The organism is Paludisphaera borealis (assembly GCF_001956985.1).
GTDB classification, from domain to species: Bacteria; Planctomycetota; Planctomycetia; order Isosphaerales; family Isosphaeraceae; genus Paludisphaera; species Paludisphaera borealis.
In genome coordinates this window covers 7,261,615-7,276,194 of record NZ_CP019082.1, presented here as the reverse complement: position 1 = coordinate 7,276,194, position 14,580 = coordinate 7,261,615, and the positions used below count along the sequence as shown (strand labels likewise).

Below are 14,580 nucleotides of genomic sequence, written 5' to 3'. Positions count from 1 at the left end.
GCGCGCGGAACTTGCGAGTTCGTCCCGGGACGGCCCGACGAAGAGGAGAGGAGGCTGTCGTCAGCCGAGGAGGGGTGGGATTTCGGGATCGATGCGGACGACGACCATGCGCGGGCCGTCGGCGGCGAACGCGTCGCGGAGGGCGGCGGCCAGGTCGTCGGTCCCCGCGACGCGGCAGGGGAGGCCATAGCCGGCGGCGAGGCCCGCGAAGTCGATGCCGCCGAGGTCCAACCCGGGGATGCCGGGCGTCTCCTCGAACTCGGCGAACGATTTCAGGATCGCGTACTCCCGGTTGTCGAGCACCAGGAACACGATGCGGAGCTTCTCCTTCACGGCCGTCCAGAGCCCCTGGATCGAGTACTGCGCCGCGCCGTCGCCGAGGAGGCAGACGACCGGGCGGTCGGGGCGGCTCATCTTCACGCCCACCGCCATCGGCAGCGCCGAGCCGAGGATGCCGTTGCCCGTGCAGAAGAAGCTCAGGGGCTCGTTGCGGGGGATCAGCCGCTGGTGGATCGACCGGCTCGAAAGGCTTTCGTCGACGACCACAGTGCCCGATGGCGCCACGTGGGCCAGCGTCTTGTACACGAACGCGGGGGGCGTCGGGTCGGCCGGCTCGGCCCGAGGAGGAGCGGGTCCGGCGGGGGGCGAAGATCGTGGAACCCCCGCGCGGGTCGTCTCCAACAGCATCCGGACGGCCGCTCGCGCGCAGCCGATCGCGCCGTCGCCCGCGACGGCCCGGGCCGCTTCCGACGGGTCGCTGGTGACGTGGAAAACCTTGATCCCCTCGGGCATGAACGGGCCGGGCACATAGGGGTAATACAAGAACATCCGCGTTCCCAGCACGAGCAGCGCGTCGAACCCCGCGAGCGCGTCGGAGACCGGCTTGATCGCCGCCGGGAGGAAGCCGCGAAACAACGGGTGGTCGGTCGGGAACGACACCCGGAAGTTCTCGGGAGGGGCGAAGACGGCGGCGTTCAGCCGCTCGGCCAGCGCGATCGTCGCGGGCCAGGTTTCGGGGTCGTCCAACTCCTCGCCGGCGACGATCGCGATCCGCTTCGAGGCGTCGAGCTCCTTGGCGAAGAGGCGGATCGTGGCTGAGTCGGGCGGCGGCGAGCCGTTGACGCGGCGTGGGGCGACGGCCGGGCAGTCTTCGTCCAGGCCGTCCATGCAGATCGAGACGAAAACCGGCCCGCGCGGCGCGCTCAGGGCCGTGTGATAGGCCCTCGCGATCGCCTCGGGGACGTCGACGGCGCGGTGGGGCTCGTACGACCATTTGACGTAGGGACGGGCCACCTCGACCTGACGTCCCCAGAGCATCGGCTCGATCCGTTCCATCGCTCGGAGCTGCTGGCCCGCCGTGACGACGAGAGGCGCCTTGCAGTGGTGGGCGTTGATGATCGCCCCCATCGCGTTGCCCATCCCTGCCGCGGTGTGGACGTTGACCAGGGCCGCTCGGTCGCCGGCCAGGGCGTAGCCGACCGCCATGTTGACGACGCTCGCCTCGTGGAGGCCCAGCACGTAGCGAAGGTCGCTCGGGAAGTTCTGAAGGAACGGCATCTCGGTCGAGCCCGGATTGCCGAACATCGTCGTCATGCCGACCGATCGATAGAACTCGTAACAACGTTCCGTCACGCTCGCCATCGCCGTTTCCTCCTTCGATTTCGACTCGAAACCAGGGCGGACGACAGACGCATGCAATCGCCGCGCCTATTTCGAGGCTTCAGGGCCGTCCTTGTCGGCGATGAACACGTCGGCGCGGGGAAACTTCTCGAACAGGGCCGCCGGCTTGCTGAAGTTGGTCGCCAGAACGTCGGTCGGGTTGCCGGCGATCCACTGCGAGAGGTCGATCGTCTCGTAGACCCCCGTGTTGAAGCCGATCAGGACGCGGGACGGCTTGTTGCCGACGTTCTCGATCGAGTGTCCGTAGCCTTGCGGAATGTAGCCGACGTCTCCCTTGGCGAGCGTCTCGGTCCGGAATCGACCGTGCGAGCCGAACATCGTCACGCTGACGTCGCCCTCGATCACGTACTGCCACTCGTCGGCGGTGGGATGCCAGTGCAGCTCGCGGAGCGCTCCCGGATCAAGGTCGAGGATCACGCCCGTCACCGTCTTCGAGATCGGGAACGACGTGGAGTCGACCCGCCACTCGCGGCCCCCCTTGTAGACCCTGTGGGGGGGCTGGGCCAGAAGCTGGTATTTGTGGGTCAGCGGCGGCAGTTTCCATCCTTGGAGCGGCTTCGCGGGCGTCTCGGGAGGTTCGGCGCCGCGGGCGAAGTAGACTTCTTCCTGGGGGAACCCGTCGAAGGCCGATTCGAGGAGGCCGAAGTTCTTGGCGAGGAGCGGCTTGGGCACGTGGCCCAACCAGTCGGTGATGCTGAACGTGCCGAACTCGGAGAAATAGCCGTTGTCGAAGATCAGGATGAAGTGCGTCGGCGCATCGCCGAGACATTCGAGCATGTGTCCATGTCCACGAGGGAAGTACCAGACGTCCCCCGACTCGAAATCGTTGGTCTCGCCATGTCCTTGCGGATCGATGACCGTCGTCCGGACCCGGCCTTCGATCACGAACGCCCATTCGGCGGCCGTGGCGTGCCAGTGCAGCTCGCGCATCGCGCCGGGTTCGAGCTTCATCGAGACGCCGGCGATCCCCTTGGAGATCGGCAATTGCTTGACGGTCGCTTCCTTGCCGAAACTCTCGCCGATCACCTTGCCTGCGGATTTCTCCAGTTCGAACTTGAACGTCGGCAGCTCGGGGCCGCTAAGGACCTCGTCGGGGATGTTGTTCATGAAGCTGGGATCGCCGGCCTCGGCGGGTCGCGTCGCAGCAAAGGTAGCCGCGAGCGCCGCGGCTCCCGTCAGAAATTCCCTGCGTTGAAAGTCGGACATGACGCCTCCCAGCGATGGCTCGTGGAAAAACATTGGAACGGAGAAACGACGACGCCTCGCGACGTCCTGGACTCGAAACCGGTCCATTCCCTGCAAGGGGCGGGCCGAGTCGAGACGAAGACGGCGCGAGGCGCGAAGGAATCATTCCGGCGGAATGTATTCAAGTGGTCGATCGAGGCGCGGGAGGCCGACTTTCAGAACGTCGGGATCATCACGCGATCGCCCCCCTTCATGGAGGACTCGTGAGCGCAGAGGCCGACCATGGTCCAGTTGGCCGAGGTTTCGGCATCGGGCAGGGCGGGGCGGTCGCCCTTCACGGCGCTCAGGAACGCGTGGACCAGGTGCGGATGCGATCCGCCGTGGCCGCCTCCCTGAAGGAACGACAGGTGGTCGGCGTCCTGGATGGCCGCCGGCTGGGTGAACCGCTGGATGCCTTCGGGCAGGAGCTTGGCGTAGTCGGGCACCTTGACGCGCTGGGCGATCTCGGGCTCGGCGATCGGGTGCTCGGGCGTGCTCTTGGTGTGGATGACCGGGTCTTCGCCCTCGACCTGTTGCCACTCGAACGACTTCTTGCTCCCCGAGGCGTCGAAGCTCTCGCGGTACTGCCGAGCGACGTCGAACAGGCTTCGGGTGACCTCGGCGACGACGTCGCTGTCCTTGATCTTGAACGTGGCGGTCTCGATGGCGAACGGGCTGTTGTACTTGGCGATCAGGTCTTCGCGAATCCGGCCCGAGCCGTGACAGACGACGCTTTCGGCGTGTTTGCCGAGGATCGCCAGGCAGGGGCTCACGCAGTGGGTCGCGTACCACATCGGGGGGAGGCCGGGCCAGTACTCGGGCCAGCCGTCCATGTCTTGCTGGTGGCTGCCGCGAAGGAACTGCATCCGGCCGAGTTCGCCTTTCTCGTACAGCTCTTTGACGAACAGGTACTCGCGGCTGTAGACGACGGTCTCCATCATCATGTAGACCTTGCCGCTCTCGCGCTGGGCCTTGACGACCGCGGCGCAGTCCTCGACGCTGGTGGCCATCGGCACGGTGCAGGCGACGTGCTTGCCGGCTTTGAGGGCCTCGATCGACATCCAGGCGTGGTCGGGGATCGGCGAGTTGATGTGGACGACGTCGACTTCCGGGTCCTTGAGCAACTCGCGATAATCGGTGTAGCGAGCCTTGATCTTGTACTTGTCGCCGACCTCGTCGAGCCCCTTCTGGTCGCGCCGGCAGACGGCGTACATCTCCGCGCCGGGGTAATTTTGATAGATCGGGATGAACTCGGCCCCGAAACCTAGACCAATGATCGCAACGCGGATCGGCTTATCGCTCGCCATCGTCGGAAATCCCCTGGTTGTCTGACTTTTCGCCCCTGTCATAGGTGGACACGCGCGTCGTAATGTGCAGGATAGTAGGGCCACAGGGCAAAAACAAGCATACCGCGAGGCTCGATTCTCATGTCTTCGTTCTCGACGTCGAAACCAGTCCGGGTGGCGTTCATCGGCGTGGGCGCCGTGACGGCTTATCACCATGCGCCGGGCCTCCGGCTCGACCCCCGCGCCCGGCTGACCGCCGTCTGCGACGCCGACCCGAACCTGGTCGAGAAGCGTAAGACGGAATGGAACGTCGAGATCGGGGCGACCGACGCGATCGAACTCTGCCAGTCCGACGCGATCGACGCCGTCGTGATCGCCACGCCCAACGACACCCACAAGCCGATCGCCGTCGCCGCCGCCAAGGCGGGCAAGCACGTCATGTGCGAGAAGCCCCTGGGCCTGAGCGGCGTTGAAGTTCGCGAGATGTACGAGGCGGCGCGCGACGCCGGGGTCGTCCACATGACGGCCTTCACGTACCGCTTCGCCCCGTCGATGCGCTACCTTCGAAGCCTGGTCAAGTCGGGCGCGCTGGGCACCCCCCGGCATTTCCGGTCGCAGCGATTCCTCGACTGGCCCGAGACAAGCTGGGGATGGCGGCAGTACAAGAATCGCGCCGGCGCCGGCGACCTCTTCGACATGACCATCCACCGGATCGACTTCGCCATCGATCTGCTGGGGCCGATCGCCCGCGTCTGCGGCGCCGTCGCCCGGTTCGCCGAGCGGACCCAGACGCCCGACGGCAAGCCGTGCCCGCCCTCGGAAGTGGACGACTGGTCGTCGATCATCGGCGAGTTCGACTCGGGCGCGACGGGCGTCTGGGAAGGGACCACGCTGGCCAAGGGCTACCATCGCGACGGCTTCGGCCACGAGTGGGCCGAGATCAACGGCTCGGAAGGGTCGGCCGTCTACCGCCTGCACGAGCCCAACACGATCCTCCTAGGCAAGACCGGCCACGACCTCGCGCCGGTGACCGTGCCCGACGAGTTCCTGAAGCCCGCCGGCAGCCCGCGCGACCCGTCCGAAGGAGCGCCCGCGACGGTCTTCCGCTACGACCTGATGTGGGAGTTCATCTCGGCGATCGTCGAGGGCCGACCCGCCGTCCCCAGCTTTTACGACGGCCTCAACGCCCAGCTCGTGGCCGACGCCGTGCTCGACTCGTACCAGCGCCGGACGTGGTTGGACACGCCGCCGGCCGTGATCTGAGTTGCGATCGGCGGGCGAATTTCGCGGTCAATACGCGTCGGCCGAGATCACCTCGCCGGCGCTGATCGTGCCGAGGGCTCGCCAGGTGGCCCCGCTGATGGTGCTTTTCACGAACCGCACGCTGCCGTCGCCGAGAAGGACGTCGACCCCTCCAGGATGGTAGCTGCGCGCCGTGATCGCGGCGAAGGTCGGCCCGCCGTTCTCTTCCCGGATCGCGATCAGGTCGGCGTCGGGGACGGTTCTTCCGCTGTACTGCCCGGGGGTGACCTTGTTCGGCGGCCAGGCCGTGGTGAAGCCCGCCTGGCTGGTGTTGCCGTCCTCCCATTCGGAGTGCCCCGAGTCCGGCCGAAGTTCCGAGTTGCCGCCCGAGCACCCCGTGTACTGCGCGATCGACGCGGGGTTGTCGTTCGGCCCCGGCTGCAACGGTCCCGCGACCGGCGAATAGGTCAGCCCCGAGCAATTCAGCAGGTACGGCGTGTGCGTCTTGACCTCGGCGGCGAGGATCGTGTTGCTCAGACCGTCGGTCACGCCCCCGAGACGGACCACGAAGTTGACCCGGAACGGCGAGTTCGGCTGGACTGCCGAGGCGTTCGCGCCCCAGACGTACCAATCGCCTCGGTTGAACGCGTAGTTCGTGTTGTTCCGTGGCTGGCCGTCGTCGATGAACTGGGTCGTCGCCTGGCCGTCGGACGGGCACATGTAGGCGGGGGTCGCGACCCGCATCGCCGTGTCGTTTTGCGGACTCTCGTTGGCCAGGCTGAAGTTGCAGGCGTTGAACTTGTTCTGGTCTTCCATGTAGGGCAAGATCCGCGCGGTCACTCCCCACCCGGGGAAGATCGGGTTGCCGCCCTTGTCGAACGCCACCGAGCAACCCAGGGGCAACGAGCCCACCGTGTCGGTGTAGTTGTGGACCGCCAGTCCGATCTGTTTCATGTTGTTGGTGCACTGAATCCGCCGGGCCGCCTCGCGCGCCGCTTGCACGGCAGGCAAGAGCAAGCCGATGAGCACCGCGATGATCGCGATCACCACGAGTAGCTCGATCAACGTGAATCCGCCTCGTTTCGACATCGGAAATCCGCTCCTCGGCGTGGTGCGCGCTCGACCTTTCGGGAACCTGCTCGTACTCTTGTCTCTGGGAGAGACGTCGCGCTCTTAAGCAAGGCCTGTTCCAATAGGACGACGATTCTAAAAGCACGTTAATCACGGGGCTGAGGCCGGAACGCCTTGATTGAGCTTGTCGATTTGTGAACAAGAATCCGCCGATGGCGGCTGAAAATGCGTCGGGCCCTGCTCGACGTTCGGGGACTGTCATTCCTTGCGCCGGTCGATCCGACAACAAATCCTGGTGCCGCTCGTGGTCATCCAGACGGTCGCCTTGGCCGCGATCACGGCGGCCGGCGTCGGCCTGGCGGCGCGGCGGAGCGAGCAGCAAAGCGTCGACCGCCTAGGCGCGGTGATCGACGTCCTCAGCCGTTCGAGCTTCCCGCTGACCTCGCGGGTCCTGGCCCAGATGCACGGGCTCTCCGGCGCGCACTTTGTAGTGAAGGACGCCGAGGGCCGCACGACCGCGGCCAGCGATCCGGAGGTCGGCGACCAGGCGGTCGACGCCGCGTCGATCTCCGTCCTCGGCCGTCCGGAGTTCCGGTCCTGGCGCGACTGGCCCAAGCTGTCGGTCGCGGGGCGGACCTACTTCGGCGCTGCGATCCCCGCGCCGGCGTCGGGGGGCGCCGGCGCGTCGACCTTGCTGGTGCTCTATCCCGAGTCGAGCTGGCGCGACGCGCTCTGGGATTTCGCGCTCGCGCCGGTCGTGCTGGGAATCGTCGCGCTGGCGCTGATGGTTCTGGCGAGCCGATGGTTCGCGGATCGGATCAGCCGGCGGGTCCACCGGCTCCGCGCGCAGGTCGCCCGGATCGCCGAAGGGGAGTTCAGCGAGCTGGAGCTGGGGGCCGGGCACGACGAGATCCAGGACCTCACGCGCTCGGTCAACCAGATGAGCGCGCAACTGCGCGACATGCGGCTAACGATCGTCCGGTCCGAGCGGACGCATCTGCTGGCCCAGCTTGCGGCCGGGTTCGCCCACCAGTTGCGGAACACGCTGACCGGCGCGCGGCTGGGCATTCAGCTCCATCTCAAGCGATGCCCGGCCGCTGGCGGCGATTCGAGCCTGGGCGTCGCGCTGCGGCAGCTCGCCTTGACCGAGGAGCAAGTGCAGGGCTTGCTCACGCTCGGCCGCCTCGAACGCCGGCCGCCGCGCGCCTGCGATCTCGGGGAGCTGATCCGCGATCTCGAATCGCTGCTCGAACCGACCTTTCAGCACGCGCGGGTGGCGCTCGAATCGTACGTGCCGCACGAGCCGGTCACAGCCGAGATCGACGAGCCGAGCGTGCGCGCGGCGATTCTCAACCTGGCCTGGAACGCGATCGACGCGGCTGGTCCCGGCGGCCGCGTGCAATTCCATTTGATCGACGGCGGCGAACAGACCATCATCGAGGTGGCGGACAGCGGCCAGGGGCCCCCCGCCGACCTCGAACCGGCGTTGTTCGATCCGTTCGTCACGGGCAAGCCGGAAGGCGTGGGCCTCGGCCTGGCCCTGGCCCGGCACGTCGCCGAGGCGCATCGCGGCGAACTCGACTGGAGCCGGCGCGACGGCTGGACCTGGTTCCGGCTGACCTTGCCGCGCACTCCCGATCTTGACGGAAAAGGAATCAGCGAATGAGTCGCGTGCTGATCGTGGACGACGAGGCCAGCATCTGCTGGGCGTTCGGCGAATACCTGGGCGATCTCGGACACGAGGTCGCCGTCGCCGCGACGGCCGAAGAGGGTCTCGACCTGGCCCGTCGCCAGCCGCTCGACGCCGTCGTGCTCGACGTCAGGCTGCCGGGCATCGACGGCATCTCCGCGATGGGAGCGTTCCGCGAGCACGTCGGCGCGGCGCCGATCATCGTGATCACGGCGTTCGGCAACCTTGATACGGTTATTCGCGCCATGGACGCCGGCGCCTTCGATTATCTCGTCAAACCGTTCGACCTCGATCAGGCCGCCGCCGTCGTCCAGCGCGCCCTGGAGATCGGCTGGACGATCGCGGGGGCGTCGGACCCGGCCCTCGGTCGCGAACCCGAGGAGCGTCCTTCCAACCGGCTGATCGGCAGCTCGGCGGCGATGCAGGCGCTGTTCAAGCAGATCGCGCTGGTCGCGGCCACCGACGTTCCGGTGCTGATCACCGGCGAGAGCGGCACCGGCAAGGAGCTGGTTGCGAGGGCGATCCACGAGCACGGCAGGCGGCGCGGCCGGACGTTCCTCCCCGTCTGCCTGGCCGCCCTCAGCCCCGGCCTGATCGAGGGCGAGTTGTTCGGCCACCTGCGGGGGTCGTTCACCGGCGCGAACCAGGATCGCAAGGGGCTGCTGGAACTCGCCGCCGGCGGCACGGTTTTGCTCGACGAGATCGGCGACGTGCCGCTGGGCATGCAGGTCAAGCTGCTGCGCGCGATCGAGCACCGCGAGGCGACCCCCGTCGGCGACGCCCGGCCCCGACCGATCGACGTCCGCTTTTTGGCCGCGACCAATCGCCCGCTCACCGAGCTGATGGCCGCCGGCCAGTTCCGCGAAGACCTGTTCTTCCGCCTCAGCGTCTTCCCGATCCACGTCCCTCCGCTCCGCGAGCGGCTGGACGACGTGCCCGTCCTGGCGAAGCATTTCCTCACAATGGCGAGCCCGCGCCAGGGGCAGGAGGTTTCGCTCCGCGACGACCTGATCGACGAGCTGACCCGGCGTCCCTGGCTGGGCAACGTCCGCGAGCTTCGCAACGCCATCGAACGCGCGGCGATCGTCGCGCGGGGCGGGCCCGTCCTTCCCGAGCACCTTCCCCCCTCGATCGACCTCCACGGCCGAGGCGCCGAAAGCTCCAACGCCCGGGGGCTCGAAGAGGTGATCGCCCGATGGACCGAAAATGCCTTGAAGGAGCCCGAAGCGGTCGAGCCTTCAAACGAGGAGAGCACGCTCTACGACCAGTTCCTCGCCCAGGTCGAGCCGCCGATGCTCCGGACCGTGCTCCGCCGGCAAGGGGGCAACAAGGCCCTGGCGGCGCAACGGATCGGAATCCACCGATCCACGCTCCGCCAGAAGTTGCGGAAGTACGGACTGGAATGACCCGGCCGGCTCGGACGCGGCGAGTCGACTGAGTCAAAGATCGCTTTCACGCATCATTGCGGCCCAGCCGTGGTTGAAAATCGCTCTCAGGATTGTTACGTTTCCAATCTCTCTGTTGCGATATCATCAAATGACTTAGTGATTTCGGAGTCTGGGGCGGCGAGCTTGGGGGACGGATGGCGAACACGTCGATCACGCGCGAGGAGGTCAGCCGGAGTTCGCCGACGCTTCGCTTCTACGCCCTGCTGACGCTTGTGTTGACGCCTCTGATCCTGGCCGTAATCCTCGGTTACTTCTGGATCGTCGACCGCACGCCGGTCTGGGTTTACTGGAAGATCGGGCTGATCGTGTTGATCGGGATCGATCTGGCCTCCGCGCTGGCGATCGCCTCGGCGGTCGGCTTCCTCGCGATTCTGGCGATCCGGCTGTTGTTTCGAGGCCTGGGCGATTTTCGGCGACGGGAGGCGGCGGCCCGCGGCGCGTTGCTTTGTTTTTCGACCGTCTGCTGCGCGCTCCTGGCCGAGTCGGTCGCCGCCCTTTGGCTGGCTTGCGAGGATCGCACGACGGTGGTTCCCACCGGGGGGCTTCGGGCGTCGAGCGGTCAGAATGAGCCGAAGCCGCCGGGTTCGCTCGAAAGCGTCGAGCTTCCCACGGCGTTTCCGGACGATCTCAACGATGGTTCGATCTTGGTGTCCGTGGTCGGCGAGTCGAGCGCGGCGGGGATTCCCTACGATCGCTGGCTGTCGGTCGGCAGTCTCGTCGCGTGGCGGCTGGGGCAAGAGATTCCGGGGAAGAACTTCATCTACCACGTCGTCGCCCAATCCGGATCCACCCTGGAACGGCAGTACGCGGAGTTGGGAAAGCAGACGCGTCGGCCGGACGTCCTGATCATCTATTGCGGACACAACGAATTCGGGTCGCGCATCGAGCCCTCGCGCGACTTGAACTACTACGCCGACGCTCTTGTCCCCAACACATGGGAAGCCGCCTTCGAATGGGCGACGTCCTGGTCGTTCTTCCATCTCCTGGTCCAGCGGAACATCGCCAAGTGTCGGATCGCGATCCCGCCGCCGGCGAACGGATACCGCGCGGCCGTCGATACGCCGGCGTACACCGAGGCCGAGTACGCGCGGCTGCTGGACGACTTCCGGCGTCGGCTCGACGCCATGACCGCGTACGCCAGGCGGCTGGGCGCGATCCCCGTCTTGATCGCGCCTTCCGCGAACGACTCCGGTTTCGAGCCCAATCGTTCCTTCCTGCCCGCGACGACGACCAAGGCCGAGCGTCGGGCGTTCGAGAGCGACCTCGACGCCGCGCGCCGGCTTGAAGAGACCGATCGCGATGCCGCGATCGACCGCTACCGCGAACTCGTGGCGCGACAGCCGGGCTTCGCGGCGACCCATTTTCGACTGGCTCGGCTGCTGGAGGCGAAGGGCGAGTGGGCCGAGGCGTACGAGCACGACGTCCGGGCTCGCGACGCCGACGGCTACCCGATGCGCTGTCTGACGCCGTTCCAGGAGGTCTACCGAGAGACGGCCGCCCGCCACGATTGTATTTATATCGACGGTCAAGACTATCTTCACAAGGTCGCCGCCCGCGGACTGCTCGACGACGGGCTGTTTCACGATGGAATGCACCCGTCGTTGCGAGGTCAGATCGCGCTGGCCCAGGCGGTGCTGCGCGGCCTGCACGCCCGCCGCGCGTTCGGCTGGGCGGCGGACGCGCCCACGCCGACGGTCGACCCGGTCGAATGCGTCCGTCGCTTCGGGCTCGATCCGGGGGTGTGGCGCTATCTCTGCCTGTGGGGCATCATGTTCTACGACCGCACGTCGCCGGCGACCTACGACCCCACCCGCCGCGCCGGCAAGCGGAAAGAGTTCATCGCCGCCGCCGACAAGATCGAGGCCGGCTCCCCCCCTGAGTCGGTCGGCCTGCCGAACATCGGCGTGTGCGAGCCGGTTCCGATCGTGCCGTACGGAAACCCGTTCTCGTCGATGCCCGCCGCATCGCCCTGACGCGCCGCGGTCGCTCGTCAGATCGGCACGACGACGGTTCCGCTGAGGCGGTCGTGAGGGCCTCGGCTCGGCAGCCAGAGGGCCGTCATGACGAAGACGATGAGCAGCAAGACGCCGGCGATCCACGACGACCACGCCAGCATGACGGCGTCGGGCGACCGGTACTGAAGGTAACGCGAACCGGCGAAGACGCCGACGGCCGGCGCCCAGACCAGCAGCGCGCGAAGGCCGCACGTCAGCCGGTTCGCGACGCGGCCGTCGCCGCCGACGACCGACAGGCCGGCCAGGGGGAAGCTCAGCCCCCCGCGCATCAGTATCGCCCAAAGCACCCAGAGAAGGGGCGCGGCGACCACCAGTTGGAGATCCCAGGGGATCACTCCGGGGCGGAGCTTGGGGCACGAAAGAGCCGTGATCACCAGGAGGCCTGGCGACAGGAGGAAGGCCTGGATCGCCAGTTGCACCATGCGTCGAGCCGCGCCGACCTCGGCCGGACGATCCGCCGCCGCGGCCAGATCGGCGCGGAGCGCGGCGAGGCTGGAGTACGGGGGGCGGACGCCGGCGAGCTGTTCAAGGATCACGGCGGCTCGTTCGGGCACCGCCGCGCGGATGCGTCGCGGGGTGGAATCGACGTGCTCGCTCGCATCGTCTTTGCGAGCGAACCGCCGCGAAGTCCGGCCCCCTTCCAGCGACAACCGCGCCACGTCGCGGAGGAACACGAGGGCTTTCCGTTCGTCCCGGTCGACGCCGTGCGGATCGGCCTCGGCAGTCGCTTCGCGATCGGGGGCGTCGTCCCAGTCGAGGGGGTCGATGATCTGCACGCGGCCGTCGTCCTGAATCCAGACGTGTTCGACCGAGAGCCGGGGCGGAAAGGTGCCGTCGCCGCGCGCGGCTTCCACCTCTTCGGCCAGATCGGTGAGGAGCGAAAGCACGTCGGCCCAGGGCAGGCCGCCCGTTTGCACCAGTTCGCCCAGCGGCAATCCCGAAGGGGCGGTGAACGCGTCCCATCGGCCTTCCGGCTGATCGCCGCCGCCGATCCATCGCGGCCTCGTCAGACGGTTGAGCGCGCGCCGGGGAGGCCCGGGAGGCGAGGCGGTCGGGGGACGGAGCAAGATCCAGACCTGGCGGTCGAGGGTCGAATCCTGGCCGAGCAAAACCTTGCCTTGCGGTGCGGAGAGGACGGCGCCGTGGACCCGGTACGGCCCGACCTGCGCGACCTCGCCAAGTAACGGCTGACGCGACGTCTGCGCCGATTTCCTGGCCGCGATCCGGCTCCTTCGCATGAGCGAGCGCGATCGCCTGCCGCGGACGACTTGCACGACGCGCGTGCCGCTCAGCCACTCGTGGGGCCCTCGAAACCCGGAACGGCGGCGCATCGTCGCGAGCAGCGCGAGCATGCCGAGCGCCTTGACCAGGATCAGCCCGACCCAGTACCAGACGCCTCCGCCCGCGTGAGGATCGAGCGCGAACAACTCGGTGAGCACGTCGCCGCCGAGTCCGATGAAGACGTAAAAACAGAGGATGCGGACGATCCCGCGACCGAGCCCCGGCGGAGCGCCGCCACCGACGCCGCCGCGGACCACGCGGAGCCCGGCGAGCCATTTTCCGAGCGAGGCGCCGAACAACCCCTCGGCGAGGGCGAAATACGCGATCCAGGCGATCCGCCAGGCCCAGGCGATCGCCGCGCCCCAGCTTTCGAAGAATTCGAACGTCTCGAAGAACCGCCCTCGGAAATAGAGGATCCCCACGGCGAACATCGCCCAGCCGCCCAGATAAAAGAGCAGGAGGTCGAACAACTGGGCGCCGATCCGCAGTCCGAACGCGCCGATGCCGAGCCTCTCGGGCACGAACGGCAGCAGGGCGTTGTGGAACTCCTGGAGGTTGCGCCAGCGTCGCGCGCGATCGCGCTCCAGCCCTTTGTGAATCACCGCTTCGAGCGCCCTGGGGACGTCCGGGGCGAACGTCCTCACGAGCGGCGCGGGTTCCGAGACGATCCGCGCCAGGGCTTCCGCCGCGTCGTCCGTCTTGACCGGCGGCCGTTTCGTGAGCAGGAAGTAGAGCGTCGCCGCCACCGAGTAGACGTCGGTCTGCTGGTCGAGCGCGTCGCGCTTGATCTGCTCGGGCGACGCATACAGCGGCGTTCCCAAGAACGCCCCGGTGCGCGTCAGATCGAGCCCCCCTTCCAGCGACTTCGAGAGTCCGAAATCGCCGATCTTGACCCGGCCCTCGGCGTCGAGAAAGCAGTTCGACGGCTTCACGTCGCGGTGGATCATGCCCAGCTTGTGGAACTCTTCGAGGCCCTCGATCACGTCGAAGATCTTGACCAGCGCCGAGGTCGGATCCAGCGCGCCCTTCTGGTCGACCAGCGATTGCAAGGTCGTTCCGGGCATCAGCTCCATGACGAGGTACGGCCGCCCCTGGTCTTCATCAACGGCCAGTACGAACACGCAACGGGGATGCGTCACGGCGCTCGCCGTCTTTCCTTCCTGACGGAACCGCTGGAGCGCCTCGTCCGACGCGACGTAGTTCCGCGCGATCAGCTTCAGGGCGACCTTCTGCCCCTGTCGCTCGTCGATCGCCTCAAAGACGGTCCCCATCCCGCCCGATCCCAGTCGGCGAACCAGCCGGTAGTCGGCGATTCGCTCCGGGAATTCCTCGGGCTGCGCGGCCTGGCCGGCCGACCCGCCGGAAGCGTACGTCGCCGTCTGGCCGGCCCCGAGATACGTCCTCGTCCGGTCCGGTGCGTCCGCCGGGATCGTCGAACCGTCGTCCTCGGTCTTCTCAAGTGGCACGCCGCAATAGGCGCAGAAACGGGGGCGGTCGCCGGAGTATTCGAGCACGCGCAGGCAGGCGGAGCATGCGACCCGACCCGCCGTTCGCGTCGGCTGTTCCGATGTCGGTTCGCGCTCTGACATGATGATTATTCGCCACGAGGCATTCACGCTTTGGAGCCGAGCGGCCGTCGACGC

At 67.5% G+C, this 14,580-nt stretch carries 9 protein-coding genes; 4 read left to right on the top strand and 5 right to left on the bottom strand.

Translation table 11 applies throughout. The annotated features are described in order from the left end of the window. Positions 1-60 precede the first annotated feature (60 nt). From mdlC to BSF38_RS28090, 3 genes are all read right to left on the bottom strand, one after another. The gene (gene mdlC / locus BSF38_RS28105) at positions 61-1,641 is read right to left on the bottom strand and encodes a benzoylformate decarboxylase (RefSeq protein WP_076350326.1); all 1,581 of its coding nucleotides are present in this window, start codon (positions 1,639-1,641) and stop codon (positions 61-63) included. 66 nt (positions 1,642-1,707) lie between these two features. Then, positions 1,708-2,886, bottom strand: a complete 1,179-nt coding sequence (locus BSF38_RS28100; protein ID WP_076350325.1) for a cupin domain-containing protein — start codon at positions 2,884-2,886, stop codon at positions 1,708-1,710. A gap of 194 nt (positions 2,887-3,080) precedes the next feature. Then, positions 3,081-4,211: a Gfo/Idh/MocA family protein gene (locus tag BSF38_RS28090; RefSeq protein WP_076350323.1), complete on the bottom strand. Its 1,131-nt coding sequence runs from the start codon at positions 4,209-4,211 to the stop codon at positions 3,081-3,083. A 120-nt stretch (positions 4,212-4,331) separates the two neighbouring features. Between BSF38_RS28090 and BSF38_RS28085 the strand changes: the two genes are divergently transcribed. Beyond that, positions 4,332-5,453 (top strand): Gfo/Idh/MocA family protein, encoded by a 1,122-nt coding sequence (locus BSF38_RS28085; protein ID WP_076350322.1) that lies wholly within the window; start codon positions 4,332-4,334, stop codon positions 5,451-5,453. 27 nt (positions 5,454-5,480) lie between these two features. On the opposite strand, the gene BSF38_RS28080 is transcribed toward BSF38_RS28085, so the two are convergent. Beyond that, positions 5,481-6,521, bottom strand: coding sequence for a DUF1559 domain-containing protein (locus BSF38_RS28080; protein WP_076350321.1), 1,041 nt, complete (start codon positions 6,519-6,521; stop codon positions 5,481-5,483). A 247-nt stretch (positions 6,522-6,768) separates the two neighbouring features. Here BSF38_RS28080 and BSF38_RS28075 point away from each other — a divergent pair, with 247 nt between their 5' ends. The 3 genes from BSF38_RS28075 (at position 6,769) to BSF38_RS28065 (ending at position 11,614) form a co-directional block, all read left to right on the top strand. Next, a complete protein-coding gene (locus tag BSF38_RS28075) occupies positions 6,769-8,169 on the top strand; it encodes a sensor histidine kinase (RefSeq protein WP_076350320.1) in 1,401 nt (466 codons plus the stop codon). Continuing rightward, positions 8,166-9,599, top strand: a complete 1,434-nt coding sequence (locus BSF38_RS28070) for a sigma-54-dependent transcriptional regulator (RefSeq protein WP_076350319.1) — start codon at positions 8,166-8,168, stop codon at positions 9,597-9,599. The genes BSF38_RS28075 and BSF38_RS28070 overlap by 4 nt, the downstream gene beginning before the upstream one ends. Before the next feature lie 176 nt (positions 9,600-9,775). Continuing rightward, a complete protein-coding gene (locus tag BSF38_RS28065) occupies positions 9,776-11,614 on the top strand; it encodes an SGNH/GDSL hydrolase family protein (RefSeq protein ID WP_076350318.1) in 1,839 nt (612 codons plus the stop codon). A 17-nt stretch (positions 11,615-11,631) separates the two neighbouring features. Here BSF38_RS28065 and BSF38_RS28060 read toward each other — a convergent pair whose 3' ends face one another. Then, positions 11,632-14,526 carry a serine/threonine-protein kinase gene (locus BSF38_RS28060; RefSeq protein WP_076350317.1) on the bottom strand — a complete coding sequence of 965 codons (2,895 nt, stop codon included), beginning with the start codon at positions 14,524-14,526 and terminating at the stop codon, positions 11,632-11,634. Between the last annotated feature and the right edge of the window lie 54 nt (positions 14,527-14,580).

Excerpts from the sequence above, each read along its gene's own strand:
- BSF38_RS28070 (WP_076350319.1), top strand. The coding sequence starts at position 8,166 with ATGAGTCGCGTGCTGATCGTGGACGACGAGGCCAGCATCTGCTGGGCG.
- BSF38_RS28085 (WP_076350322.1), top strand. The coding sequence starts at position 4,332 with ATGTCTTCGTTCTCGACGTCGAAACCAGTCCGGGTGGCGTTCATCGGC.
- BSF38_RS28060 (WP_076350317.1), bottom strand. The coding sequence starts at position 14,526 with ATGTCAGAGCGCGAACCGACATCGGAACAGCCGACGCGAACGGCGGGT.
- BSF38_RS28080 (WP_076350321.1), bottom strand. The coding sequence starts at position 6,521 with ATGTCGAAACGAGGCGGATTCACGTTGATCGAGCTACTCGTGGTGATC.
- BSF38_RS28065 (WP_076350318.1), top strand. The coding sequence starts at position 9,776 with ATGGCGAACACGTCGATCACGCGCGAGGAGGTCAGCCGGAGTTCGCCG.
- BSF38_RS28090 (WP_076350323.1), bottom strand. The coding sequence starts at position 4,211 with ATGGCGAGCGATAAGCCGATCCGCGTTGCGATCATTGGTCTAGGTTTC.
- BSF38_RS28100 (WP_076350325.1), bottom strand. The coding sequence starts at position 2,886 with ATGTCCGACTTTCAACGCAGGGAATTTCTGACGGGAGCCGCGGCGCTC.
- mdlC (WP_076350326.1), bottom strand. The coding sequence starts at position 1,641 with ATGGCGAGCGTGACGGAACGTTGTTACGAGTTCTATCGATCGGTCGGC.